This is a genomic window from Bacillus sp. MMSF_3328 (assembly GCF_030733525.1).
GTDB classification, from domain to species: Bacteria; Bacillota; Bacilli; order Bacillales; family Cytobacillaceae; genus Bacillus_AB; species Bacillus_AB infantis.
Window position 1 is genome coordinate 72,587 of sequence record NZ_JASHIV010000014.1, and the last position, 22,992, is coordinate 95,578.

Annotated in this window: 25 protein-coding genes; 5 read left to right on the forward strand and 20 right to left on the reverse strand. The window is 46.5% G+C overall.

Annotated elements, in window-relative coordinates:
* Positions 1-25: 25 nt before the first annotated feature.
* Positions 26-3,922 (reverse strand): S8 family serine peptidase, encoded by a 3,897-nt coding sequence (locus RBB45_RS19075; RefSeq protein ID WP_306010197.1) that lies wholly within the window; start codon positions 3,920-3,922, stop codon positions 26-28.
* A 210-nt stretch (positions 3,923-4,132) separates the two neighbouring features.
* On the opposite strand from RBB45_RS19075, the gene RBB45_RS19080 reads away from it, so the two are divergent.
* Complete coding sequence (locus RBB45_RS19080; RefSeq protein ID WP_156917030.1) at positions 4,133-4,282, forward strand: hypothetical protein; 150 nt, start codon at positions 4,133-4,135, stop codon at positions 4,280-4,282.
* Between the two features lie 80 nt (positions 4,283-4,362).
* Here RBB45_RS19080 and ssb read toward each other — a convergent pair whose 3' ends face one another.
* Positions 4,363-4,728 (reverse strand): single-stranded DNA-binding protein, encoded by a 366-nt coding sequence (gene ssb / locus RBB45_RS19085; RefSeq protein WP_009792678.1) that lies wholly within the window; start codon positions 4,726-4,728, stop codon positions 4,363-4,365.
* A gap of 265 nt (positions 4,729-4,993) precedes the next feature.
* Here ssb and RBB45_RS19090 point away from each other — a divergent pair, with 265 nt between their 5' ends.
* On the forward strand, positions 4,994-5,425 hold the full coding sequence (locus tag RBB45_RS19090; RefSeq protein WP_224948906.1) for a YwpF-like family protein: 432 nt from the start codon (positions 4,994-4,996) through the stop codon (positions 5,423-5,425).
* Between the two features lie 30 nt (positions 5,426-5,455).
* On the opposite strand, the gene RBB45_RS19095 is transcribed toward RBB45_RS19090, so the two are convergent.
* From RBB45_RS19095 to RBB45_RS19120, 6 genes are all read right to left on the reverse strand, one after another.
* The gene (locus RBB45_RS19095) at positions 5,456-5,845 is read right to left on the reverse strand and encodes a hypothetical protein (protein ID WP_306010198.1); all 390 of its coding nucleotides are present in this window, start codon (positions 5,843-5,845) and stop codon (positions 5,456-5,458) included.
* Positions 5,846-5,955: 110 nt separating this feature from the next.
* Positions 5,956-6,291, reverse strand: coding sequence for a hypothetical protein (locus RBB45_RS19100; RefSeq protein ID WP_009792675.1), 336 nt, complete (start codon positions 6,289-6,291; stop codon positions 5,956-5,958).
* A gap of 231 nt (positions 6,292-6,522) precedes the next feature.
* Positions 6,523-6,957 carry a 3-hydroxyacyl-ACP dehydratase FabZ gene (gene fabZ, locus RBB45_RS19105; protein ID WP_009792674.1) on the reverse strand — a complete coding sequence of 145 codons (435 nt, stop codon included), beginning with the start codon at positions 6,955-6,957 and terminating at the stop codon, positions 6,523-6,525.
* Positions 6,958-7,054: 97 nt separating this feature from the next.
* Positions 7,055-7,321, reverse strand: coding sequence for a DNA-directed RNA polymerase subunit beta (locus RBB45_RS19110; protein ID WP_009792673.1), 267 nt, complete (start codon positions 7,319-7,321; stop codon positions 7,055-7,057).
* A gap of 15 nt (positions 7,322-7,336) precedes the next feature.
* Positions 7,337-8,161 (reverse strand): flagellar hook-basal body protein, encoded by an 825-nt coding sequence (locus RBB45_RS19115; RefSeq protein WP_009792672.1) that lies wholly within the window; start codon positions 8,159-8,161, stop codon positions 7,337-7,339.
* 49 nt (positions 8,162-8,210) lie between these two features.
* Complete coding sequence (locus RBB45_RS19120) at positions 8,211-9,050, reverse strand: flagellar hook-basal body protein (protein WP_306010199.1); 840 nt, start codon at positions 9,048-9,050, stop codon at positions 8,211-8,213.
* 204 nt (positions 9,051-9,254) lie between these two features.
* On the opposite strand from RBB45_RS19120, the gene RBB45_RS19125 reads away from it, so the two are divergent.
* A complete protein-coding gene (locus RBB45_RS19125; protein ID WP_306010200.1) occupies positions 9,255-9,491 on the forward strand; it encodes a hypothetical protein in 237 nt (78 codons plus the stop codon).
* Positions 9,492-9,648: 157 nt separating this feature from the next.
* Here the strand turns inward: RBB45_RS19125 and mreB are convergent, their stop codons facing one another.
* The 3 genes from mreB to spoIIID all read right to left on the reverse strand — a co-directional run bounded on the left by mreB (position 9,649) and on the right by spoIIID (position 11,364).
* Complete coding sequence (gene mreB / locus RBB45_RS19130) at positions 9,649-10,650, reverse strand: rod shape-determining protein (protein WP_009792669.1); 1,002 nt, start codon at positions 10,648-10,650, stop codon at positions 9,649-9,651.
* Positions 10,651-10,673: 23 nt separating this feature from the next.
* Positions 10,674-10,883, reverse strand: coding sequence for a hypothetical protein (locus RBB45_RS19135; protein WP_009792668.1), 210 nt, complete (start codon positions 10,881-10,883; stop codon positions 10,674-10,676).
* Between the two features lie 208 nt (positions 10,884-11,091).
* Positions 11,092-11,364 carry a sporulation transcriptional regulator SpoIIID gene (spoIIID, locus tag RBB45_RS19140; protein ID WP_009792667.1) on the reverse strand — a complete coding sequence of 91 codons (273 nt, stop codon included), beginning with the start codon at positions 11,362-11,364 and terminating at the stop codon, positions 11,092-11,094.
* Positions 11,365-12,095: 731 nt separating this feature from the next.
* On the opposite strand from spoIIID, the gene RBB45_RS19145 reads away from it, so the two are divergent.
* Complete coding sequence (locus tag RBB45_RS19145; RefSeq protein ID WP_306010201.1) at positions 12,096-12,776, forward strand: LysM peptidoglycan-binding domain-containing protein; 681 nt, start codon at positions 12,096-12,098, stop codon at positions 12,774-12,776.
* 89 nt (positions 12,777-12,865) lie between these two features.
* On the opposite strand, the gene RBB45_RS19150 is transcribed toward RBB45_RS19145, so the two are convergent.
* The 6 genes from RBB45_RS19150 to spoIIQ all read right to left on the reverse strand — a co-directional run bounded on the left by RBB45_RS19150 (position 12,866) and on the right by spoIIQ (position 18,909).
* Complete coding sequence (locus RBB45_RS19150) at positions 12,866-14,536, reverse strand: sodium:solute symporter family protein (RefSeq protein ID WP_009792663.1); 1,671 nt, start codon at positions 14,534-14,536, stop codon at positions 12,866-12,868.
* A 40-nt stretch (positions 14,537-14,576) separates the two neighbouring features.
* Positions 14,577-14,879, reverse strand: a complete 303-nt coding sequence (locus RBB45_RS19155) for a DUF4212 domain-containing protein (protein ID WP_101549662.1) — start codon at positions 14,877-14,879, stop codon at positions 14,577-14,579.
* 124 nt (positions 14,880-15,003) lie between these two features.
* Positions 15,004-15,186 carry a hypothetical protein gene (locus tag RBB45_RS19160; protein WP_129612978.1) on the reverse strand — a complete coding sequence of 61 codons (183 nt, stop codon included), beginning with the start codon at positions 15,184-15,186 and terminating at the stop codon, positions 15,004-15,006.
* A 142-nt stretch (positions 15,187-15,328) separates the two neighbouring features.
* Positions 15,329-15,931 (reverse strand): pyroglutamyl-peptidase I, encoded by a 603-nt coding sequence (gene pcp / locus RBB45_RS19165; RefSeq protein ID WP_306010202.1) that lies wholly within the window; start codon positions 15,929-15,931, stop codon positions 15,329-15,331.
* A 12-nt stretch (positions 15,932-15,943) separates the two neighbouring features.
* The gene (gene ggt / locus RBB45_RS19170) at positions 15,944-17,512 is read right to left on the reverse strand and encodes a gamma-glutamyltransferase (RefSeq protein ID WP_129613039.1); all 1,569 of its coding nucleotides are present in this window, start codon (positions 17,510-17,512) and stop codon (positions 15,944-15,946) included.
* A gap of 431 nt (positions 17,513-17,943) precedes the next feature.
* Positions 17,944-18,909: a stage II sporulation protein SpoIIQ gene (gene spoIIQ / locus RBB45_RS19175; RefSeq protein ID WP_009792658.1), complete on the reverse strand. Its 966-nt coding sequence runs from the start codon at positions 18,907-18,909 to the stop codon at positions 17,944-17,946.
* Positions 18,910-19,048: 139 nt separating this feature from the next.
* Here spoIIQ and RBB45_RS19180 point away from each other — a divergent pair, with 139 nt between their 5' ends.
* Positions 19,049-19,468 (forward strand): VanZ family protein, encoded by a 420-nt coding sequence (locus tag RBB45_RS19180; RefSeq protein ID WP_022544495.1) that lies wholly within the window; start codon positions 19,049-19,051, stop codon positions 19,466-19,468.
* A gap of 21 nt (positions 19,469-19,489) precedes the next feature.
* Here the strand turns inward: RBB45_RS19180 and spoIID are convergent, their stop codons facing one another.
* The 3 genes from spoIID to RBB45_RS19195 all read right to left on the reverse strand — a co-directional run bounded on the left by spoIID (position 19,490) and on the right by RBB45_RS19195 (position 22,879).
* Positions 19,490-20,518 carry a stage II sporulation protein D gene (spoIID, locus tag RBB45_RS19185; RefSeq protein WP_022544496.1) on the reverse strand — a complete coding sequence of 343 codons (1,029 nt, stop codon included), beginning with the start codon at positions 20,516-20,518 and terminating at the stop codon, positions 19,490-19,492.
* Positions 20,519-20,788: 270 nt separating this feature from the next.
* Positions 20,789-22,096, reverse strand: coding sequence for a UDP-N-acetylglucosamine 1-carboxyvinyltransferase (gene murA / locus RBB45_RS19190; RefSeq protein WP_306010203.1), 1,308 nt, complete (start codon positions 22,094-22,096; stop codon positions 20,789-20,791).
* A 33-nt stretch (positions 22,097-22,129) separates the two neighbouring features.
* Positions 22,130-22,879, reverse strand: coding sequence for a YwmB family TATA-box binding protein (locus RBB45_RS19195; protein WP_009792653.1), 750 nt, complete (start codon positions 22,877-22,879; stop codon positions 22,130-22,132).
* Positions 22,880-22,992 lie beyond the last annotated feature (113 nt).

The following is a 22,992-nucleotide window of genomic DNA, read 5'->3' on the forward strand; positions in this document are numbered from 1 at the left end:
GAGACTGCCGGTTTCTTATTAACTGCTACATTTTTTGTTTTCCAGGCTGGACAGGCAATGGCTTCCCAATCTTGACCGGATCTGGTTTTACAGGTGTCGGATTGATTGGCTTGCCTTTTTCCGTGTCTTTACCTTTGTCTGGTGTTTCACCTTTTGCTGGCGGTGTTTCGCCTTCTTTCAGCTTATAAAGCTCTATTGTCCTTGCCGTCTTGTTCCCTGCCAGGTCGACAGCTTCAAAGACGAACTGGTTCTCACCTTCCGCAAGTTCAAGTTCAATATTTTCAAAGACCTTCTCAATGCTTCTCATAGCATAAGGCTCTTTGAATTCGTTATAGAAGAGCTCGCTGCCATTCAAATAGAAGCGCAGTTCATCAAAGTTGTCTGCTACCTTGACGTTGACAACCGGGTTGTCGGCATCATGCTTGACATATTTTGTTGAAGGTAGTCCGTTTACCTCTACTGAAGGTCCGGTTGCATCCACAAGAATCGTGCGCTTGAAGGAGATAGAGTTTTTCGCTGTGTCTGTTGCTTTAACCACAAACGAATGAACCCCATCTTCAAAATGCATAGTAGTAGAGAACTCATATTGCTTCTTGTCTTCATTATAAGTGACATCGACTGATTTGCCGTCAATGGTGAATTCCTTTATGCCTGATTCTTCTTTGATTGTTCCTTTAACATTCAAGTCATTTTTATTGTACACTTCCAGTGCTGCAGGCTCAGTCAGGTAAACATATGGAATCGTTTTGTCTTTGCTGCCAACTTCAGCAGTAGACTCAGAGTAGTTGCCTGCATTATCGACTGCGACAACCGTTACTGTATCGCCAACTTCAAGTCCTTCCGGAAGAACGAACTCAGCAGTATCGCCATTTAAAGGAATCTCCAGGATAGATTCGTCATTGATATAGATATCAAGATAGGAAATTCCTGAACCTCCTGCATTATCAGCTGCTTCAATGGACAGCTTTGTATTATCATCCACTAGATCAGCTTTAACGCTTGGCACTACAGTATCGACTTTAACAGGAATCTTGACGCTTTGCCATTCAGCATCAAGGAAATCTATTTTAGTCTTGATTTCATAGTAATACTGCCCGTCGGCGGCAATTTTGTTATTCAGCTTGCCGTCCCAGCCTCTGGCAGGAGTAAGTGAATAATTTGCTGCGGCTCCGCCATCATAATAATGCTTGCGAAGATCGTTTTCGGTCCTCAGCTTCCTTAGAACCTTGCCGTTCTCATCAACAATAGAGAATTCAGCTTTCTTTGCATTTCTAAGGAATGAAAGAATCGGAATCAGCTGTTCCTTCACTTTATCCCCGTTCGGAGAAATGGCGATTGCTTCGCTCTCAAATGCATCAGCAACAGGGTTGTAGCCTAAATAGCTGTAACTGTCTCCACTTTCATAAACAGCCCCTGCCATACCATAGAATGATTCTTGATCATCATATTTCATGCCATCAAGGACCGGCGCTTTATCCCACTCGCCCTTGAAGCCGACATACGGTACAGACAGTTCTGCATTTACATCATTTGAGTCTGTCAATGTGACAAAGCCTTCTACAAAGTAACCGTTCGGGAATACTTCGTCAATGTCCACCTGCGTTTCCCAGTCTCCAGTAATACTAGGCTCTACAACCTTAGCATCACTCACATCAACCGTAACATCAAAAGTGACAGAACCATTTGCCGGTACAGTAACTTCTGCTGTATCCCCGCCATTCACTTTAATGGAAGCATTCAAAATCTCCTGTGCCTCCAGGCTATCTGGATCCCAACCTAGTTCCCCGTATGCCGCAAAGTCAGTCTGAAGGTTCGCACTCACATCATATACAGCTTCTTCATCGCTGTAGTTTTGCGCTTTTAAAGTAAACTCAAATGTGTCGCCTACTTCTTTAAGAGCAACCTTACCTTCATTGCTCGCTTCTTCCGTCACAATTACCGGAGTCTGAAGTGCAGAGTTCAGCTGCATGATACCTGATCCCTGACGTCTCGGTGAATATGGAAGCCCCCATCCAAATGCTGCGTTAACAGTTCCCTGGTCAATGACCGGCTTTGCCGTATTCATCATCAGGTTCTTCGCTACGTTTACACGGTCGAAGCCTGTTACGCCAAATTCATTGTCAACACGTTCCAGAACAAGTGCAGATCCTCCAGATACATGAGGCGCAGCCATGGAAGTACCACTCATCATTCCGTACTGGTTGTTTTCAAGTGTAGAATAAATCTGTCCGCCCGGGGCTGTGATTTCAGGCTTGAAATCCAGGTTAGGCGTTAACCCCCATGAAGTGAAGGCACTCATTTTGCCAGCTTCAGGATTTGCTGATTTTGTTTTTTCGCCATTAAAGGAGATTGTTACGGTCTCTCCTCCATTAATTGCTTCAGCCAGTTTATCTCCATCCTGCTTTAGCATGAAGAGCTGCGGGATGGTGATGGCTGGATCTGTCTGCATGTTTACATACCCATCAGCGTTGTTATAGATAATAACGCCAACCGCTCCTGCAGCCTGGGCATTCAGCGCTTTTTCGGTGAACGCCAATTCGCCGCGCTTGATAAGGGCATACTTTCCCGCCACTCCTGTAAGTTCGGCAGGCTTGCCTAAGCCGCCGTAAGCTACTTCATATGTCTTTTGTGATACATCATTCGGATGTACGCTGCTGGCTGATAAGAAGGCTGCCTTTCCGCTTTCATCACCAAATGTGTAGTTCACTGCATCAAGATCCATGTAAGAATTCTCAATGGAAGCTACTTGAAGTGAGTCATAACTCACACCTGGGGAACCTGACACCCCGATATCAGGGTTAGAAGCCCATGGGTTGGCATGGCCATTCCCATAGTGAGCTGAGTTGCCTGCAGAAATAGACATTAAAATGCCATTATCCACAGCTCTCTCGATTGCTTTTTGCTCCTGGTCCTCTGGAGAAACAAAGCCTGCTGTAGAACCAAGGCTCATATTCAGGACGTCTGCGCCTAATACGATGGCATCATCGATTGCTTTTACATAGATATCACTATAAGTGCTTGGCATTTCCGGGTCATTACCGAAAACCTTCAATGCAAGGATCTGGGCTTCAGGCGCCACACCCTTGATTCCGCCGTTTTCTTCGTCACCATTGGCTCCAACAGTTCCGGCAACGTGCATTCCGTGCATGGAAGCATCAGGACCGATATCGCGGATGGTATCATTTTCATCCATATAGTTGTAGCCATAGGGTACTTTTTCAGTATAAAATTTGCCTGGAAGTCCATTGGTGTTAATAAAAGTTTGAACTTCTGCACTGGACAATTCCTCTTCAGTTTCATCGGAAAGAATCATATCACGGTGGGACGGATCTACACCTGTGTCAATGACACCAACGATCATTCCCTCACCCTTGAAATCATACTCCCTCCATGCTTCCTGGGCCTGTACGAGCTCTTTGCTGTAGAGCATCTCAGGCTTTTCTTCAGGGCGTGTATATTCGTGGACGATCTGTACACTTTTTACTCCGGAGACTTCCTTCACTTTTTCGATATCTCCGAACATTACATCTGCACTGAAGCCATTGACTACAGTTGTAAAGCTTTCACGCTCAATAAGCTTTACCCTGCTTTTCTTGACCGAGTCTTTAACCTTCTGCTGCTCGGCAAGCTTTTGGCTGCTCAGCTGCTTCTTGGTTGCAGCCGGAAGCTCTTTAAATCTCTTATTCTGTTTTTGTGCATAAGAAATGGCAGGCTCGCCTTTCATTTCAACAATAACACGGACCATATCCGTGTTTTTATATTGCTTTTCAAGGTCCGCCTTCTTGATTTCCTGAATGGACTTTTGATTCTGCTGGCCTTTTGTGCTTCTTGCCTTCTCAGGCAAAGCGGCTGCTGATACAGAAGATGAGAAAACCAATAAAAATAGTGTGAATAATGCTAAAATTTTCTTAGCAGACTTCATGTCGTTCCCCCTTGCATCCTATTTATTCTGAATCTTTTTAATACTCTACTAAATTAACATAGTGTCAAGACAGTAGAAATGGGTATTAATACCTATTTGTTAGACAATTTTTCCACTTGCTTTTTTCCTAACGCAGGAATCTACACACCTTTCCATTAAAAGAAAAAATCCGACAGAAAATGTCGGAAAATGGAGTGATGGAGGGGGTGATTGATTTTCTATAATGAGGAAGAGGGGGTTGAAATCGGGCTACTGCGATGCAGCCAATCGGAGATCTTTGCTTATTCCGGATTCAGCATCTGTGTGTATTTCAATGAGCATACACTCGAGCTGTTTAATTCTGATTGCCAGCTCTTCTGATTTTTGATTGCTCCTTCCTACCATTTTAATCAGAGTTTCTAACAGCGCTTCAGTATTGGATTTACATTCAGGCTGCTGCCTCACTGGCTTACCAGCTCCTTCCCGCTGCTGCCGGCGGCAATTTCCCGTTTCGGCTCAAGGAATCTTACTGTTTCAGCAATCACTTCGGTCACATAAACCTTCCTGCCATCCTGGTTATCGTAATTTCTTGTCTGGATTCGGCCGGTTATCCCGATCAGAGATCCTTTCCGGCAATATTGGGCTGTGTTTTCTGCTGTTTTTTTCCATAGAGTACACTGAACAAAGTCTGCTTCAATTTCACCCTGCTGATTGCGGTACTGCCTGTTCACAGCCAGAGTAATATTTGTAACCGAAACACCCTCTGCTGTAATTTTCAGCTCTGGATTTCTTGTTAGTCTTCCTACTAAGATAGCCTGGTTGATCATGTCTCATCTCCTCTCTTTGTGATATGTCCAGTTTATGATGAATCACTGACTGCGTAAAAAGGAGAAAAAGGTGTTATGGTGATAGTTTAGCGGCCTCTCAAATAGGAATATCAGCATAAAATGCAATTTCCACCAATCTCTTCTTATCAAAAAGGGGAATTTGGCCTATCTGGCATTTTTTTTTCGACAAAGAGAAAAATTCGCTTTCATATATGGCTATGCTATAATTTAAAACAAAATAATCTAATAAAACCGGGAGGCCATTATGAAGACTTTTAAGTTGATCTCACTGCAGGTTGTTGAAGAAGATGGCTTGAAGGAAATCGCTCTCGATGACGGCCTGATCATCAATAAAGAGGATGAGTACAGCAACTGGCTTATTGAGGCTTATACAGACAAATCTTATACCCGTTATTTCTCTGACGCTCTTGACCAGCAAAAAGAGTTGGTTGTCCAGGCCGTCATCACAAAAAAGGAAAATGATCCTGCTGCCTTCCTGACCAAGGTTTCATCCATTAAAGAGCTGGAAAATCACATTAGCGTTCTGCTTGAGGGCAGCCTTAAAAGAACTAAAAGTGATTATGCAGAATTGCTGCTGGACAGTCTCCTTCAATCAGGCATGGAGGGCGATGTGCTGCTGAATGAATTTAAAACTAAGATGAAAAGCAAACCAGGACTTGCTGCTGTTAAAAAATAAAAAATCTCCTTCTGCAAGGAGATTTTTTCTTTATTTCTGTTTTGTTCTTTTCTTGAGTTTCTCAATCAGCTGTTTAGCCTCTGTCTTACATGAATAATTGTATTCTTCACCTATTTCAGCCTGGAGATGTTCAATTTCTTCCATCTGCTCCTTGGAAGGCTCTTCCGAAAGGATCTTTTCAATCGTTTTATTTATTTTACCGGCAAGCTGTTCATGAAACTCCGGATCTGCCTTTGTCTCATCACTGAGCTGCGCGTACCAGGAGGCATGATTTGTAATATAGTCCTTCCAGCTGTCGACAAATTCCTGCAGATTGAATTTATCTTCATTCCAGCCGATTTTATTCATATATTGTTCGAATGATGTTGAGATTGATCTTGATATGCTAATTTTCACTCCTGGTGATAAATCTTTATACATGGAAATAAAGTACCCCCCAGTAAATTCTGTCTCCACAAGCATCATACCATATTTGCCTCATAGTATAAACTGCACGAAAAAAGAGCAGGTTCCCCTGCCCTTCTCATTCATTATTTATCTTTATTATCGTCATCCTGCATGTCAAGATCGTCTTCCACCGCATCTTCGCCAGGATCATTATTATCTTCCATCATATCCTTGTCTTCGTCAGTGTTGATGTCGCCGTTTTCGCCATTATCGTCGATAACGCCGTTGTCATCTTCGCTGATGTTGCCATTGTCTTCGTTATTGCCATTCATGTCGCCGTTTTCTCCGTTCATGTCGCCTTCTTCAACAGGCGGCGTGTTATCGTCTTCCGGAGGCGGCTCCTGGTCATTATTGCATCCTGCCAATACCATAGCTGAAAGCACCGATCCGCCAATTAATGTTAAAAGCCTTTTCTTCATAAGTAAAAAGCTCCCTTCTGGTTGTTTATATTGACCTTGGTCTTTTCATATGATGTCCAAAAAAAGAAACAACTTGCATATAAAAAATTATTTTAGGGGGATTTTTATATGCAAGTTGTCACCTGCTGGCCAGGATATTATATACATACACGTATATGGGACAAGCTAAACGTGTTAGTTTGTTTTTTCGGCATATTAAAAAAGAATGTCCGGCAGCCGGACATTCTGAATTTATTCCTGCTTATCTCCAAGGGCAAACGTCAGCTCTGCTTCGCAGACAAGCTCCCCATCTACTGTTGCGGTGCCTTTTCCTTTTCCGATGGCTCCTCTTACACGTGTCATTTCAACTTCAAGACGGAGCTGGTCGCCCGGCTTTACCTGTCTTTTAAAACGGCAGTTATCTATGCCTGCAAAGAAGGCGAGGCGCCCGCGGTTTTCCTCTTTTTTGAGCATGGCCACGGCACCGACCTGCGCCAAAGCTTCAACAATCAGCACTCCTGGCATAACCGGGTAGTCCGGGAAATGCCCGTTGAAGAATTCCTCATTCGCCGTCACATTTTTTATCCCAATTGCCCTCTGCGCCTCTTCAACCTCAAGGATGCGGTCCACGAGCAGGAAAGGATAGCGGTGGGGAATGATTTCTTTGATTTGGTTTATATCCAGCATAATTTAGTACCTCCTACTAATAATAGGTATCATATGTCTTTATTGTACTGTAAAAGAACAGAAAAAAGGAAGGGCAAATCCCCTTCCCGGCAAAAATTTATTCTTTTTCAACCAGATCCTTGATATGCATCCAGGTCGACTTTTCAAAAATATCGGATGCTTTGCCGCCGCCCATTACACTGTAGCCCACAAATGCTCCGAGGATGAGGCTTCCGGCGATTAAAATCAGCACAATGATGACTCGAAGCCAGATCGGGACAAGGCGTATGCGGATGATCCTTTTGCCGGCCGCTTTCTCTTCCGCTTTTTGTTTTTTCTTTTGTTCACGCGTGTTGGCCGCTTCCTGGTTTTTCTTCACTAGCATCAATTTTAATCCCCTTTACCTGATCCCGTTTACAAGCCCCATCATCTGGTCTGCCATTGAAATGGCGCGTGACTGGAACTGATAGGCACGCTGTACGGTAATAAGATCAGTCATTTCTTTTTGCATATTCACATTCGACTGCTCAAGCGCCCTTTGCTGGACACCTGCCTCGCCGCGCAGTGCGCCTGTCAAATCAGTCAATACATCGATCCCATCCGCGCCGGCTGCCAGTGCCAGCAGATTGCCTCCCTGCTGCTGCAGGAACTGAGGCTTATTGACCCTGACAATGCCGAGGCTGAATTCCTGCTCCTGGCCGGTGCTGTCCTTTGCTGTCAGGATGCCGTTCTCTGTAATGGCAAATTCACCGGGCTGCCCATTGATGTAAATCGGATTATCATTCTCATCCAGGACTGCGTTGCCGGCGCTGGTGACAAGCATGCTTTCTGTGTCGGATACCGGCGTCAAATAGAACGCACCATCCCGTGTATATTGAACCTCTGAGCCTGTCTCTGTCTGGACAAGAACTTTATAAAGCTGATTCTCTTTCGTAAAAGCCGTGTCCAGCTGGCGGTCCGTCGTTTTAATGCTGCCCTGCGCCATCACGATCTGCGACTGGGCCAGCATCGCCCCGGTGCCCTGCCTCAGCCCATTAGGCGTCAGCCTGTTTTCATCAGCCGAGTTCGGCTGATTGGCAAACTGCTGCACAAGCAGGTCTGTAAACGTGGCTTCCCTGCGCTTGTAGCCGGTTGTATCGACATTCGCCATATTGTGGCTTGTTATATCCATCTGCTTTTGCAGCTGGGCCAGCGTATTGGTGGCTGTAATCATCATTCTGCTCATAATATCCCCCTTATCGGGCTGCTGTTATTCGGAAGTCCGCTGGCGGCCATCATCCGATGCGGCCGACCTCATTCGCCATTTTTTCCATACTGCGGTCATATGCCTGCAAAACCTTCTGGTTCGCTTCAAACGCCCGGTAGGCTGTCATCATATCGGTCATCGTCCTGCTTGCATCTACATTTGAGGATTCCAGGAATCCCTGCTGCAGCGCGAAGCCAGCTTCCGGATTATCTGCGGCCTCTGCGAGCGGCGCTCCATCTTCAGTCCGGAACAGGCCGTCGCCTTCCTTGATCAGCTCTGCCGGATTTTCCGAGAAGCCGAATCCAAGCTGTGCGGTTTCGCCGTTTTCGCCTGTGATTTGACCGGCATTCGAGACAGTGAAGCGGTCGCTTCCAAGCTGGATCCGATTGTCCTGCCCGTCGAGAACGTACATGCCGGAAGCTGTAGTCAGGAAGCCTTCCCCATCAAGCGTGAAGTCGCCGTTACGCGTATAGCGCGTCCCGCCGTCAGCTCCTGCCACCTTGAAGAATACAGAAGCGCTGATCCCCGTTTCTTCATCCTCCGGCATTGTGATATCTACAAGAGCCAGGTCAGTATTCTGTCCGGTTTCCCTCAGGTCTCCCTGAAGGAAGTTAGGCGTATTCTCCTGCATATAAACACCCGTGTTGATGCTGCCGATTTCCTTGTTCAGCGGCATTTTCAGCCTGTTCTGAACGGGGATTTCCAGCTGCCCCGCACTTTGGAGGAGCATTTCCGGAAATGCCCTCATCGAGGACTGATCCGCCTTGAAACCTGGTGTATTGCTATTGGCCATATTATTCGTCAGCATTTCCGTCCTGCGCTGCTGGGACAGCATCCCGGAAGCAACCGTGTAAAAACCTCTAAACATGTTCCACCTCTATATATTGACCGGTAACGACCGGACATCATTTCACCATCAAAAGGGACATACAACTATTCTTGCTTTACTTTCTATTATAAAAAAAATCCGCCCAAGAAACAGCAGATTTTTGCAGAAAAGTGTCAATATGTGAAAAAAACAGCGGATTTTGCGGTTTGAGGTTAGGATTTCAGAGGGATGGAGTAATTTTAGGTGGGGTGGTGGTGCCTTGTTGGGAGTTGGCGAATTTTTATGCTGGTCAGATGCAGAGGGCTTGGCTTGATGATTTGTAAGTATATGGGATTAGGAATGATTATGGATGAAACTGGAATGATTATTCGCAAATTTGGAATGATTATTGCCGAATCCGGCATGATTATCAGCCAATCCGGAATGATTATGGCTGAGACTGGCATGATCTCTTCAAAATTTCAAAAAACTGCCTCCTAGATGGCATGCTCCCCCCTCCATTCTAATAACATCTCCTCGAAGATACCTAAATTTCTGCCCATTCCCCCCAAGAACACAGCAAATCAGAGTCAAAACCTTCCCAAACTCCGGCCCAAACCACAGAAAAAAGCGCACGGACCCCCGCACGCTTTTTCCATTATCCCAATCTTCTCTTAGGCAGTTTATCGATATTGTCCAGCATGATGCCGGTTCCGATTGCTACGCAATCCATCGGGTTTTCAGCCACAAGGACCGGCACTTTAAGCTCTTCTGCCAGCAGCATGTCGATGCCATGCAGAAGGGCTCCGCCTCCTGTGAGGATGACACCGCGGTCGATGATGTCGGCTGAGAGCTCAGGCGGTGTCCTTTCCAGGACTGTTTTGGCAGCCTGGACGATGACCGCGACGGATTCGCGGAGAGCCTGTTCGATTTCGCCGGAACGAACTGTGATCGTCCTTGGGAGGCCTGATACCATGTCACGGCCGCGGATATCGATTTCTTCATCCCTCGAATCCGGGAATACAGTTGCGATATTGATCTTGATGTTTTCGGCAGTCCTCTCACCGATCAGAAGCTTGTACTCACGCTTGATGTAGTTGAGGATTTCGGCATCAAATTTGTCGCCGGCCATCTTGATGGAAGAGGATGTAACGATATCGCCCATTGAAAGAACAGCTACATCTGTAGTTCCTCCGCCGATATCGACAACCATGTTTCCGCTCGGCTGGAAGATGTCCATGCCCGCGCCGATTGCAGCGACCTTCGGCTCTTCTTCAAGATAAACCTTCTTGCCGCCGCTTTTTTCAGCAGCTTCCTTGATCGCTTTCTGTTCGACGCTTGTAATATTGGTCGGGCAGCAGATCAGGATGCGCGGCTTGGATAAGAATCCTTTTACATTCAATTTGTTGATAAAATGCTTCAGCATAGCTTCTGTTACATCAAAGTCGGCGATGACGCCGTCCTTCAGCGGGCGGATGGCGACAATATTGCCGGGCGTACGCCCTACCATGCGGCGCGCTTCTTCGCCGACAGCCAGCACTTTATTATTGTTCCTGTCAATCGCCACTACAGATGGCTCATTCAACACAATTCCCCGGCCTTTTACATGAATCAGTACATTGGCAGTACCCAGGTCAATTCCAATATCTCTAGCAAACATTTTACTTTTTTTCCTCCCTGCACTTAGCCAGCGCGGGCTTCCGGCTCCTGAATGAAGTCAATAACGATTTTTCCTGGCTGGCCAGTTGCCGCTGCTTCATATTTTTTATGGATGCCTCCTGCGCCTTTCCTGCTTTTTGGCGGAAGCTGCCAAGCAGGTTCGGCCAGGCGGCCTTTATGCAATAGCTTTAAACCGCCGCAAATCCTCCCATTAAGGAAGCCTTTCCAATTCAAGGTTTCGGCGGCTGACGAAGCTGCAAAATATTTTTTTCCAAGTTCTATCCTAATTGTTTATTTTATCACAATCAAACCGTAACTAGAAACATTTTGTAAAAATTATGTAGCATTCCCGCAAAATTTGTCGCTACATTTCCAATAAAGCAGAAAAAAGCACAAATCCTGTCGGCTGCGCTTTCTTCCTCTCTCATATTCAATTCATAGCCTACTGAACAGGCTCGCCTTCCAGTTCCTCTTTCTTGTATTTCATTTTTGTTGCTTCTCCCCCGCGCAGGTGGCGGATCGATTTATGGTAATCAAGTATTTCCTTTACTTCGTTTGCAAGATCAGGATTGATTTCAGGAAGCCTTTCTGTCAGATCTTTATGGACTGTACTTTTGGATACGCCAAACTCTTTCGCAATCACGCGAACTGTTTTTTTCGTCTCCACGATATACTTTCCAATCTTGATAGTTCTCTCTTTGATGTAATCGTGCACACCACTCGCCCTCCCTAAATTGGTTGTGAGGAGTGTAAAATGAGACCCGTTTCGCTTTTTCGAAATTCTCCATTCCGCACATTCTGATACAACAGCTGGTAGAATCGGCTTTTTTTGCGGCAGAAAGCTGTGCTCTCTAATACTGCAGGGAATAAACATGTCCTTTGGGGCCTGCTCTTTGTTGGTGTCAAAACGACTCTGCACCTCATACTCTCTCTTTTGTGTAAGGTTTGTAACAGTTTATTAGCTTGGTTGAGATTATATGCACGATTACGGCAATAAGGACAAGGCATACCTGAAATTATTTGAAAAATCGGACATTCACTATTCTCTTATAAGTCTCTCTGGAGATACAATCCAGATTCCTCCTCCCTTTGTCCCTTGGGCTATGAAGGGCGAAATAACCTTTTTTCGACATAACCCGACATTTCTCTGGGTGTTTCTGCCCTGCGTGAATTGTCTATCTTTTATCAACCTGCTCCTCTTAATAGGAAAATCTTTAATCATTTTGCTCTATATTTTTAGAGATAATCTGCTCAGAACTGGGCATAAATCCTCCTATGCAGCAAAAAGAATGGTTCTTCCAGCAGGATAGAGCCCCGTTTTTATTCATGAGTTTATCCCTATTGCCGGAGGGTAATGATTACCATAAAATGAATTCTGGCTCAGCGTTCATAAATTTGGTTACACATCCAAACTTATCCAAAACATATAAAAAGGCGGGTTAATCAATGGAACATACAATTACGATGACGAGAAAGGAACGTATAGAAGCAAGCAGGAAAAAAGACAAGCATAAAGGCAAAAAGAAGGGTGCTGCCATTTCCCTGTCAGCGGCCTTGACTTTGTCTTCTTTTATGGCGGCTGGCACCAGCTATGCAGCGCCCGAGGAACAAACGGTATACAGCGTGAAAAAGGGAGATTCTCTTTATAAAATCGCAAGAACCTATGACGTTTCTGTTTCTGAGCTGAAAACAGCAAATAAGCTTCATGCTAATCTTATTATTCCAGGGCAGGAATTGAAGATACCTGAAGCAGACAGCACGGCAGAACCACCGGCATCTGACCGGAAGACACGTGCAGATGTTTCCGTCTATACTGTGCAGGCAGGAGACACTCTCTGGGAGCTGTCACAGCGTTTCCAGACCCCGATAGAGACGATCAAAAGGCTTAACGGCCTGAACAGCAATTTCCTCTTGATCGGCCAGAGACTGATCATTCATGAGGAAACTCCTTATGTAGATGCACAAGTAGTTGGGGCAGCAGATAACTTCACAGTGGAATTTAAGACTGAGGACGGATATGTGGCTTTAAAAGTGGCGTATGGAACCGCCCAGGACTATCAGAAGCTCTCAGGCCAAAAAGTATCTATTGCCTATAAAGACGGTGCACTTGTTTCTATGAAAAAATAATATTTCCCGAGAAATTTGTCGATAGCCGCAAAGAAAAGCCGTACAGCTTCTCTAAAAGGAGAGAGCCGCACAGCCTTATTAGAAATCTGTTAAACGGATTTGGATTTCCCCTCATCCATCCATACTTCCCCATCTTTATAAATCATCTGTTCAGGATAGCGCAGATTGATTACTTCCTCCTGAATCTTTTTGGATGGGGCCTCGGTGGCCTTCGATACAATGATATTGGTCAAGAAGGCTGCTGCTGCCCCAAAGACGCCCGCTCCTGTATCGATAATGCCCAGGATAGTGAAGCCGCCGTATTTTGCGGCAAAGATATAAGCCAGGGTCACTCCCAGACCGACAAGGAGCCCGGAGATGACCCCTTTTGCATTGGAACGTTTCCACCAGACGCCAAGAACGAGCGCCGGGAAGAAGGTTCCTGTAGCCAGAGCGAATGCCCAGGCGACAATCTGGGTAATGGCTCCCGGAGGATTCAAGGCGATCAGGCCTGCCAGAAGCGTGGCGACCACAATGGACCAGCGGGCAACACTGAGCCTGGTTTTTTCAGTAGAATTAGGCTTCCAGACCCGATAGAAAATATCGTGTGCAAATGAAGATGAAATGGCGATCATCAGCCCGCCTGCTGTTGACAGGGCGGCTGCCATAGCACCGGCGGCAACAAGGCCGATGACGAATACACCAAGATTGGCAATCTCCGGTGTAGCCATGACGACGATATCATTAGAGATGATCAGTTCACTCCACTGCAGAATGCCGTCCCCATTGCCATCGGCAAGCTGCAGCTTTCCTGTGTCGACCCATGTTTTGGTCCAGGCCGGAAGCTCGCTGATGCTGCTGCCGGCAACCTTTGTCATCAGGATGAAACGGGAGAAAGCAGCATAAGCCGGTGCAGATAGATAAAGCAATCCGATGAAGAGCAAAGCCCAGGCCCCTGACCAGCGGGCCGCCTTCATTGTAGATACCGTGTAGAAGCGGACAATAACGTGCGGGAGTCCTGCTGTACCCGCCATCAAGGTAAACATGAGGGCAAGGAACTGCCATTTAGTCCCGTTCGTAAATGGAGCGAAGTATTCAGAGATCCCAAGCTCCCTATCAAGCTCACCCATCTTGCCGACAAGCTCTCCATAAGAAATCCAAGGAAGCGGATTATTGGTAAGCTGCAGGGACATGAAGATGACCGGGATGAGATAGGCAATAATTAGAATGATATACTGGGCCACCTGTGTCCAGGTGATTCCCTTCATCCCGCCGAAAGCGGCATAAAAGGCGATCAGTACAACACCGATCATAGTACCGAGCTTGGCATCGATCTCAAACAAACGGCCGATTACTACGCCCGAGCCTGACAGCTGGCCGATTGAATAGGTAAATGAGATGACGATTGTACAAATTGCGGCTATGACCCTTGCTGTATGGCTGTTATAGCGGTCGCCGATGAATTCCGGAACGGTATAGCGCCCGTACTTTCGCAGCTGAGGCGCCAACAGGAACGTCAGGAGCAGATAGCCGCCCGTCCAGCCCATAATATAGGCTAGGCCGTCGTAGCCGAGAAGCATGATCGTCCCGGCCATCCCGATAAAGGAAGCTGCACTCATCCAGTCGGCACCGATGGCCATTCCATTGAAAATCGGCGGGACACCGCGCCCTGCCACATAGAAATCTGAGGTGGCACGCGCCTTATTATAGACCGCAATGCCAATATATAAAGCAAATGTAGCCAGAATAATTGATAATGAGACCAAAAACTGTGTATCCATGTAATCCCCCTTAAAAGGTTTCTATCTACACAAAAGCATTTTAGTGGTCCAGCACCTTCCCTGAGCTGATCTGTTCGTTTTTATCCTCATCAATCCCATATTTGCGGTCAATTGAATCACTAAGTTTCGCATTCACAAATAATAGAATGATAAACGTGATGACAGCTCCCTGTGCACCCATGAAATAATGGAACGGGAAGCCATTGATCGTTATTTCACTGAGCGGCTCTGCAAATAGCACGACACCGTAGGAGACGATGAACCAGATAGCAAAATAGATGATCATGTTTCTCGTTTTTTCGCGAAAATAACTGTCTGCAGTTGCCTTATCAATTTTTTTCAAACCTTTGCACCTCGCAATTAATGGATTTCCCCTCATTTGGAAGCGTATTCATTTATTGGCTCGATTCCCTCCTTATTAAAAAGTTATATTCTAATCGGCCCGCCTTAAAGAAGGCAGGTCCGGATCAGCTGAGGCTGAAAATAAACTTGATGGTATCGAGAAAAGGCGCAGGGACCAGGATGATTTGTACGAGGAAGTAAACGAATATCCCTAGAAAAGGAATCGCAAGGAAGATAGTTTTCTTTTGGCGCAATGCCAGAAAGAGGCAGAATGCTGTCAAGAGCAGCACAATCATAAGAGTCGGCAAGTAGATCCCTCCAATGCTGGCGAAATTAAAAGACTAAATTTTATGAAAATTTTAACTATATTATCACTTGAAACTCTCTTGGGGTCAAGATAAATTGGGAGACAATTTCTTTCAAAATAAAAAAGGGACAAGAATCTGTCCCCTACAAAGCCTCTATCATCTTTTTCACTGCATCCTGCAAATCGCTGTCAGACCAGCTTGGCAGGCTGCGTTTGCTTTTGGCAGCGAGCTGGTGGGAGGCCGGAATGTGGATAAACCCAGCCGGAATCTCCCTTCCGCTCTTCTTTATTTCATGCAGGATGGTGTACATGACATTATTGCATAAGTATGTTCCTGCTGTATTGGAGATTTCAGCCGGCAGACCGTTCTCTTTTAATCTGTTGACCATCTTCCTGATTGGAAGAGTGGAGAAATAGCCATCCGGCCCTTCTTCATCAATCGGCGAATCTTCCAGTCTTGCTCCGCTGTTGTCAGGTTCGCCGTCGCGGCAGTTGATGGCGATCCGCTCTGGGGTGATGCTGTTCCTGCCTCCCGCAAGTCCGAGTGAGATGACAGCATCCGGCTGGTGCTCATGGTAGGCTTCCAGTATTTTAACCGGTGATTCTTTAAAGTCGACAGGGAGAAGGACTCCCTTAATTTCATAGTCTCCGATCTTTGTTCCGTTCAGGGCTTCAACGACCTTTTCTGTCGGGTTGATCGGAAATTCCAAAAAAGGCTCAAAGCCTGTTAAAAGCAGTTTCTTCATTATGCTCCTCCTTTACCAGCTGGCAATCGTTCCATCTGTGCGCGGCTCTGTTCCGCCTGTCAGTACGCCTGTTTCCGGGTTGCGGGTGATGACCTGCCCCCGTCCGAAGCCGCCTGAATCGTGGGCCACCTTGATTTCGTGCCCTTTGGCGGCAAGCTGCTTCACAAGATGGTTTGGCATTGTATATTCAACCTCTATTTTATTGCCTTCAATCCACTGCCAGCGCGGTGCATCAAGAGCGGCCTGCGGATTCAGCTTGAAGTCGATCATGTTCATGGCAACCTGCACATGGCCCTGCGGCTGCATGTATCCGCCCATTACACCGAACGGCCCCACTGCGTCACTGCCTTTTGTAATGAAGCCAGGGATGATCGTATGATAGGTCTTCTTGCCTGGTGCAAGAGCATTTTCGTGGCCCGGATCAAGGGAGAAATCATGCCCCCGGTTCTGCAGGCCGATCCCGGTGCCTGGCACCACCACACCTGATCCAAAGCCCATATAATTGCTCTGGATAAACGAAACCATATTGCCTTCCCCATCCGCCGTTGACAGATAAACTGTGCCGCCTTTTGGCAGGGAGCCCGGCTCTGGGAGGCGCGCTTCGCCTGTAATTTTCCTGCGGGAGGCTTCTGCATAGCTTTCAGAAAGCATATCCTCCACCTTCGTTTTCATGAAGGCAGGATCGGTAATATAAGTTTTGCCGTCTGTAAACGCCTGCTTCATCGCTTCCAGCTGCAGATGGAGCTGTTCAGCGTCTTCACGATGGGTAAATTCATAGCCTTTTAAAATATTCAGGGCCATCAGTGCTACCAGCCCTTGGCCATTCGGCGGGATTTCCCAAATATCGTAGCCGCGGTAGTTAACGGAAATCGGGTCCACCCATTCAGCTTTATAGCCTTCCAGATCCTCTTTGGAAAGGAAGCCTCCGCCCTCTTCGGATGCCTTGGCAATCTTATCGGCGAGTTCGCCGCGGTAGAAGCTTTCAGCGTTCGTTTCTGCAATCGCTTCGAGCGTTCTTGCGTGATCTTCAGACTTCCACATTTCACCGATTTCCGGAGCTTTTCCATTCGGCGCGAACACCTTGAACCATTCTTCATATTCAGGGCCGGTAAAGCGCTTTTTATAAATTTTATGTGCACCTGTCCAATATTTCCCGAGAATCGGGGATACAGGGTAGCCATAACGTGCATAGTCGATGGCCGGCTGGAGCACCTCTTTCAATGGAAGGCGGCCAAACCGCTTGGACAGCTCTGCCCATGCAGAAGGAGCACCAGGAACGGTGACAGGGACCCAGCCATGTGATGGCATGGTTTCATGACCCTTTTCCTTCACCTTATCAATACTGATGCTCTGCGGGGACGGTCCGCTTCCGTTCAAGCCGTACAGCGAATCATTTGTCCATACAAGCGCAAAAGCATCGCCGCCGATCCCGTTTGAGGTCGGCTCCACGACCGTCAGGCAGGCAGCCGTTGCGATTGCCGCATCAATGGCATTACCGCCTTTTTTCATTATGTCGAGCCCAGCCTGGGCAGCAAGGGGCTGGGAGGTCGCAACCATCCCGTTCCGCGCAATTGAAGCCATCCGCTGTGACTGATATGGATAAGTAAGATTTGAAGACAAATTCTTTTCCCCCTCTATTGACGGTGCCAGGCACCAGCTAGGCAAAACCTTCGCCTTGCGAAATATTATAACAGAGAAAAGGGGGAAATGTCGAAAAATTATGAATGAGTGAGTATTCTGGGTATGGTTTTGGTTGGGGAGTACAGTGTTTAGATGAAGAGGGGGGATTTTGAGTGTGATTGACCATTGGAGGGGCCGGGGATTTCGTTTATTAGCAACTTTTTGAGTTTATTAGCAACTTTTTCCGTATATTAGCAACTTTTCCTTTTTATTAGCAACTTCCCCATTTTATTAGCAACTAGCCTCAGAGAGCAGCCAGCCCCGTCTAAAAACCAACCCCTCATCCACAACGAAAAAACCCGCCATCATCACGGCGGGCCTTTCCATTCTTATTACGCGTTTTCGTTGTTCAAGCTGGCGTCAGATGAATCTGTGGACTCTTCTTCCTGATCTCCGGAATTGTTTTTGTCCTGATCTTCTTTATCGCCTGCATTTTCGTCTTCTTTATCTTCTGCTGCTTTATCGTCTTCAGCAGCTTTTTTCTCATCTGCTGATTCTTCTGTTCCAGTTGCGGCATCGTCTGCTTCTTCACCTTCAGCTGCTGCATCGCTGTCATTTTCTTCAGCGGCACCGCTGTCGTCGGCTGCACCTGTGTTATCGGTCGGGGCAGCTTCCTGTAGCGCGCTTAATGGCTTATTGAAGTAGTCAAGCGGGTTGACAGGCACATTGTCTTTGCGGATTTCAAAGTGTACATGGACGCCTGCTTCTTCGTTAAATAGGCTTTGGCCGGCTTTTGCAAGAGCTTGTCCTTGTTCAACCTGGTCGCCTTGCTTTACACTTACATCTGTAACAGATTGATATTGTGTTACAATACCTTTGTCATGCTCGATTTCGATGACATTTCCTAACAGCGCATCTTCATCCACTCTTGTAACAGTTCCGCTTAGGGCTGCTTTCACTTCGAAGGATTCGCCATCTTTTTGGGCGATATCAATTCCAGTGTTTGGATGGTACGTGTTATTGTAGAAAACCAATGCTGCTTCCTGTTCTTCTTTCTTGCCTGTGTAATCATAGAACTGCTTTTGGATTTCGACTGAATCCTGGTTGGCTACCGGCATTACGAAGTTTTCCATTGAGCGGGTTACTTCTACTGATGGCTCATCGTATTTCTTCTCGGCAACATCAGTATCGCTGTAATCATACTCATCAGACGCATTGTTCGAGTTTTGATACCAAAGAACCGCGGTTAGAATGATTGCTGCGCTCGCCAGATAGATAGCCGGGAATGCCCACCTTTTTTTCATAAAGCGCTTGAAACCTGAATCTTGAGAAGATCGTTGCTTTTCTTCCTCTCTCATTTATCATCACCTCAGCAATCATTCTGAACAGATTGAGGGTTTTATATACATACCTTGAAAAAAATTTTTAATGCTTATTTTTCGACAAAGCTTTCCGCTTTATGCATGAAAGATCAAAATAATTCTAAGGAGAAAAATAATGAAGTGGATCATACGAATTTTGCCCCTCTTATATATGGGTCTGATCTGGTTTTTATCGAGCATGCCGGCTGATGCTGTCGTCGCCCTGCCTGATTCAAAGGTCGACAGCTTCCTGAAGGAATCCATGCATCTGATAGAGTTTGCCATTCTTTATATCCTTTTGGTGCTGGCCTTTTTAACAGGAGGCTCTTTTACTAAAAAGCTCAATATCATCCTCGCGTTCATTGCCGCCCTGTACGGCGTGACAGACGAAATTCATCAATCCTTCATCCCGGCACGGTCTTCTTCGCTGATCGATGTGGCCAAGGACTGGATTGGCGTAGCTGCGGCTTATTATTTTGTCTATCAGGCCAGGTTCGGCGGACGCTTCAAGCTGCTTGCCAGCTTTTTAAAAAGAATAGAGAATATAAAAAAATAGGACTGGGGTCAGACCCCGGTCCTATTTTTTTGCGGTTATTTTCGTCAATGCCTGATCGGCCGAGGCAATTTCGACGCCTTTATAATAGTATGTGACGATATCCTTGAAGGTTTTCCCTTCTGCTGCCATCCCATTTGCCCCGTATTGGCTCATCCCGACACCGTGGCCGAACCCTTTGGTGGTGATGACAATATTATTGCCCTTGCGCTCCCATGTGAAGTCGGTGGACCTCAGCCCGAGATCTGTGCGTATCGTCGTGCCTTCCAGAATCTTGCCGTTAATATCCACCTTGCCGACCCTCTTACCGGCCGTTCTTTCAATAACGGTCCCGATCGTATTGTCAGCAGGCAGCTTTACGCCAAGCTTTGCTTCAAATTCTGCCACTGTAATCTCTTTTTGCGCCTGGTACTTAGGCGTACCCACATCCCATGGGCTTTCCACACTTTTTAAATATGGCATGGCATTGGACCACACTTCTTCCGAGCTTTCGGTATACCCGTTTGCCGTGGAGAAGAATTGGGCTTCAATCGGTTTGCCTTCATATGTCAGGATCTGTCCGCTTGTTTCACTCACGGCCTCTTTTATTTTTTTTATCTTCCAGCTGTAATCCTTCTGCCAGATTTTCTTAAGCTCAGCTTCATTCTTGTAGACCTGATGGTTCTCCGTGTCGGTAACGATGGCTCCATCCGGCAGCCCTTCTGTCACCTTGCCCATCATTTGCCTGACAATATAGGTCCTGGCTGTCAATGCCTGTGCCTTCAGGGCTTCTTTTTCAAAGTCGGCAGGCATTTCTGAGGCGACTACCCCGACTACATATTCCTCAAGAGGAAGCGTTTCTACTTTTTTGGCCATTGTGCGGTATACAGACACGTCGATTGCCGGTCCGGCAGGCTTCGCCGCTGCCGGCGGCTCTTCCTGCTGCTGAAGCTCTTCGCCCAGCTTGCCGCTGACTTTCGCATCCTTAAATGGGAGGACGAGCAGTGTCGGAATCATCAGGGTTGTTACGAGCAGTAGGGCGGATAGTAGTAGGATCGGTTTAAATTTAATCATGAATTATGCCTCCATATCGAATGATTGTCAAATAACCAAATGGCCATCTCCATTCATTCATATGGTCCGGGACAAGCTTTTATGACAAGAATCATCAGATGGGAGAAGGGTTTTGCATTGAGACCAGGATGATATTAAGAATAGGTTACATTCAGCATAATCAGTCGTAAAAACAGCTTTTCCGCATAAAATCAAAAAACCGCAGAACCTTATCGTCGGATATCAGACAACAAGGTTCTACGGTTTTATTGAACATCATCCGGAACGCTATTAAGCATTCATATCGGATACGTAAGTTTCTTCAGTAATTGTTTCTTCCACTTCTGTGATGCGTTCGATGTCAGCGCCAAGTGCTGCCAGTTTGTTGTGGAAGCCGACATAGCCGCGGTCAAGGTGCTTAAGCTCTGTTACACGGGTAACGCCGTCAGCGACCAGGCCAGTCAGGATCAGGGCTGCTGCTGCGCGAAGATCGGTTGCTGCAACTTCTGCTCCCTGCAGATTGGATGGTCCATTTATGACAACGGAACGGCCTTCAATCTTTACTTCTGCATTCATCCTGCGGAATTCCTCTACATGCATGAAGCGGTTTTCGAATACCGTCTCAGTGATCATGCTGGTTCCTTTTGCACGAAGCAAGAGGGCCATCATCTGGGACTGCATGTCAGTCGGGAAGCCAGGGTGAGGCATGGTCTTGATATCAACAGCCTTCAGCTTATCAGGGCCGATGACACGGACTCCTTCGCCTTCCTCGATGAAAGTGACACCCATTTCCTCCATTTTGGCAATCAGGGATGTCATGTGTTCCGGAACTGCATTCTGTACCAGCACGTCTCCGCCTGTGATAGCAGCTGCTACCATGAAGGTTCCTGCCTCGATGCGGTCAGGGATGATGTTATGGACTGCTCCGAAAAGCATGTCTACGCCTTCGATTTTGATCGTTCCTGTGCCTGCGCCTTTTACTTTTGCCCCCATTTTATTGAGGAAGTTAGCGAGGTCGACAATCTCAGGCTCTTTTGCAACGTTCTCGATGATGGTTGTGCCCTTTGCAAGGGTTGCAGCCATCATGATATTTTCAGTTGCCCCGACACTCGGGAAGTCCAGATATATTTTTGCTCCTTGCAGGCGGTCTTCTACTTCCGCTTCAATGAAGCCATTTCCTACTTTTACCTTAGCACCCATGGCTTCAAAGCCTTTAAGGTGCTGGTCGATCGGACGTGAACCGATGGCACAGCCTCCTGGCAGTGCGACACGGGCACGGCCATTGCGCGCGAGCAATGATCCCATTACGAGTACAGATGCGCGCATTTTGCGAACATATTCAAACGGTGCCTCAACCTTAAGCTCTCTTGATGCATCCACGATGACTTCGTTATTTTTAAACTCCACTTCGGCGTTTAAATAGCGTAACACTTCATTGATGGTATATACATCGGAGAGAGTCGGCACATCACGAATTACGCTTTTTCCATCACTTGCTAACAGTGTAGCGGCGATAACAGGCAAGACAGCATTTTTTGCTCCTTCTACTTTAACAGTACCGCTTAGCCTTTTTCCGCCGCGGACGATGATTTTTTCCAAAGTGTATTCCCCTCCGCGTCCAATTTCTCTATATTAATATTCAATCGTAATGATTGGTGTTCCAACTACAAGGGTAGTCTTTCCGCCCAATCCTTGAGTTCTTAATCCAATTTGTAAATTCATCTCATCATTGTTGCTTTCAATCGACCCGGCAAACATTGGAGAATACGCCGATGCTGATATAAAAGAACTTTCTTTTAATGACTCAATTTCCTTTGCATCAAAAGCTTTCATCAATTCATTTACATTATCAGGCAAAGTCTTTTTCATCTTATCACCGAACTCGCCTTTAATACAAGAGAAAATTGTGGCATTTCCACGAAATATGTCGGAGAGCTTATCGGAAAGTTCCTCTTTTAGGAAGGTCTCCGTTCCCTTCCCCCAGCCATGGCCTGTGGCCTCATAAATTAAATACGTATGAGCCTTGCCATTTGTGAGGGTCGATAGGATTTTTATGCTCTCTTTTTTATTTCCGTCTGCCTGGAAAACCGCTGAATACTCGGCCTTATCCTTGCTGGAGCTTGATGTCCACTCCCATTCCGGATAATCTGCCTTCATTTTCCCGGCAAGCGTTTCGGCGTCCCGAAGATTTTCGACATTTTCCATATTTTTTCTTGCATGGATCGTCCAGTCTTGAATCAAAATATCTTTGTTTTGAAGAACCGCGGCCATAGTCAATAGGTCATGCTTTCCGATAGCTACAGTCGTCTTATTCCCAAGGTTTATAGTGACAAAACCAATAATAGCGATAATTGCAAAATAAAGTGTGTACTTTTTCAACATGTATCTCACTCCCCTTATTACCATTGTTGCCAAGCTGGGGGAGAGCATACCAGGGAAAAGTCGTCACTTTTTGACAAATACAGAAGCCGGAAAGCTCACATTATGTTTATACG

Excerpts from the sequence above, each read along its gene's own strand:
- ggt (WP_129613039.1), bottom strand. The coding sequence starts at position 17,512 with ATGGCTTCAATTGCGCGGAACGGGATGGTTGCGACCTCCCAGCCCCTT.
- RBB45_RS19095 (WP_306010198.1), bottom strand. The coding sequence starts at position 5,845 with ATGTATAAAGATTTATCACCAGGAGTGAAAATTAGCATATCAAGATCA.
- spoIID (WP_022544496.1), bottom strand. The coding sequence starts at position 20,518 with ATGATTAAATTTAAACCGATCCTACTACTATCCGCCCTACTGCTCGTA.
- RBB45_RS19075 (WP_306010197.1), bottom strand. The coding sequence starts at position 3,922 with ATGAAGTCTGCTAAGAAAATTTTAGCATTATTCACACTATTTTTATTG.
- spoIIQ (WP_009792658.1), bottom strand. The coding sequence starts at position 18,909 with ATGAGAGAGGAAGAAAAGCAACGATCTTCTCAAGATTCAGGTTTCAAG.
- RBB45_RS19150 (WP_009792663.1), bottom strand. The coding sequence starts at position 14,536 with ATGGATACACAGTTTTTGGTCTCATTATCAATTATTCTGGCTACATTT.
- RBB45_RS19090 (WP_224948906.1), top strand. The coding sequence starts at position 4,994 with ATGAAGACTTTTAAGTTGATCTCACTGCAGGTTGTTGAAGAAGATGGC.
- RBB45_RS19120 (WP_306010199.1), bottom strand. The coding sequence starts at position 9,050 with ATGTTTAGAGGTTTTTACACGGTTGCTTCCGGGATGCTGTCCCAGCAG.
- RBB45_RS19195 (WP_009792653.1), bottom strand. The coding sequence starts at position 22,879 with ATGTTGAAAAAGTACACACTTTATTTTGCAATTATCGCTATTATTGGT.
- pcp (WP_306010202.1), bottom strand. The coding sequence starts at position 15,931 with ATGAAGAAACTGCTTTTAACAGGCTTTGAGCCTTTTTTGGAATTTCCG.
- RBB45_RS19110 (WP_009792673.1), bottom strand. The coding sequence starts at position 7,321 with ATGCTAGTGAAGAAAAACCAGGAAGCGGCCAACACGCGTGAACAAAAG.
- RBB45_RS19145 (WP_306010201.1), top strand. The coding sequence starts at position 12,096 with ATGGAACATACAATTACGATGACGAGAAAGGAACGTATAGAAGCAAGC.
- RBB45_RS19115 (WP_009792672.1), bottom strand. The coding sequence starts at position 8,161 with ATGAGCAGAATGATGATTACAGCCACCAATACGCTGGCCCAGCTGCAA.
- mreB (WP_009792669.1), bottom strand. The coding sequence starts at position 10,650 with ATGTTTGCTAGAGATATTGGAATTGACCTGGGTACTGCCAATGTACTG.
- ssb (WP_009792678.1), bottom strand. The coding sequence starts at position 4,728 with ATGATCAACCAGGCTATCTTAGTAGGAAGACTAACAAGAAATCCAGAG.
- fabZ (WP_009792674.1), bottom strand. The coding sequence starts at position 6,957 with ATGCTGGATATAAACCAAATCAAAGAAATCATTCCCCACCGCTATCCT.
- RBB45_RS19100 (WP_009792675.1), bottom strand. The coding sequence starts at position 6,291 with ATGAAGAAAAGGCTTTTAACATTAATTGGCGGATCGGTGCTTTCAGCT.
- RBB45_RS19180 (WP_022544495.1), top strand. The coding sequence starts at position 19,049 with ATGAAGTGGATCATACGAATTTTGCCCCTCTTATATATGGGTCTGATC.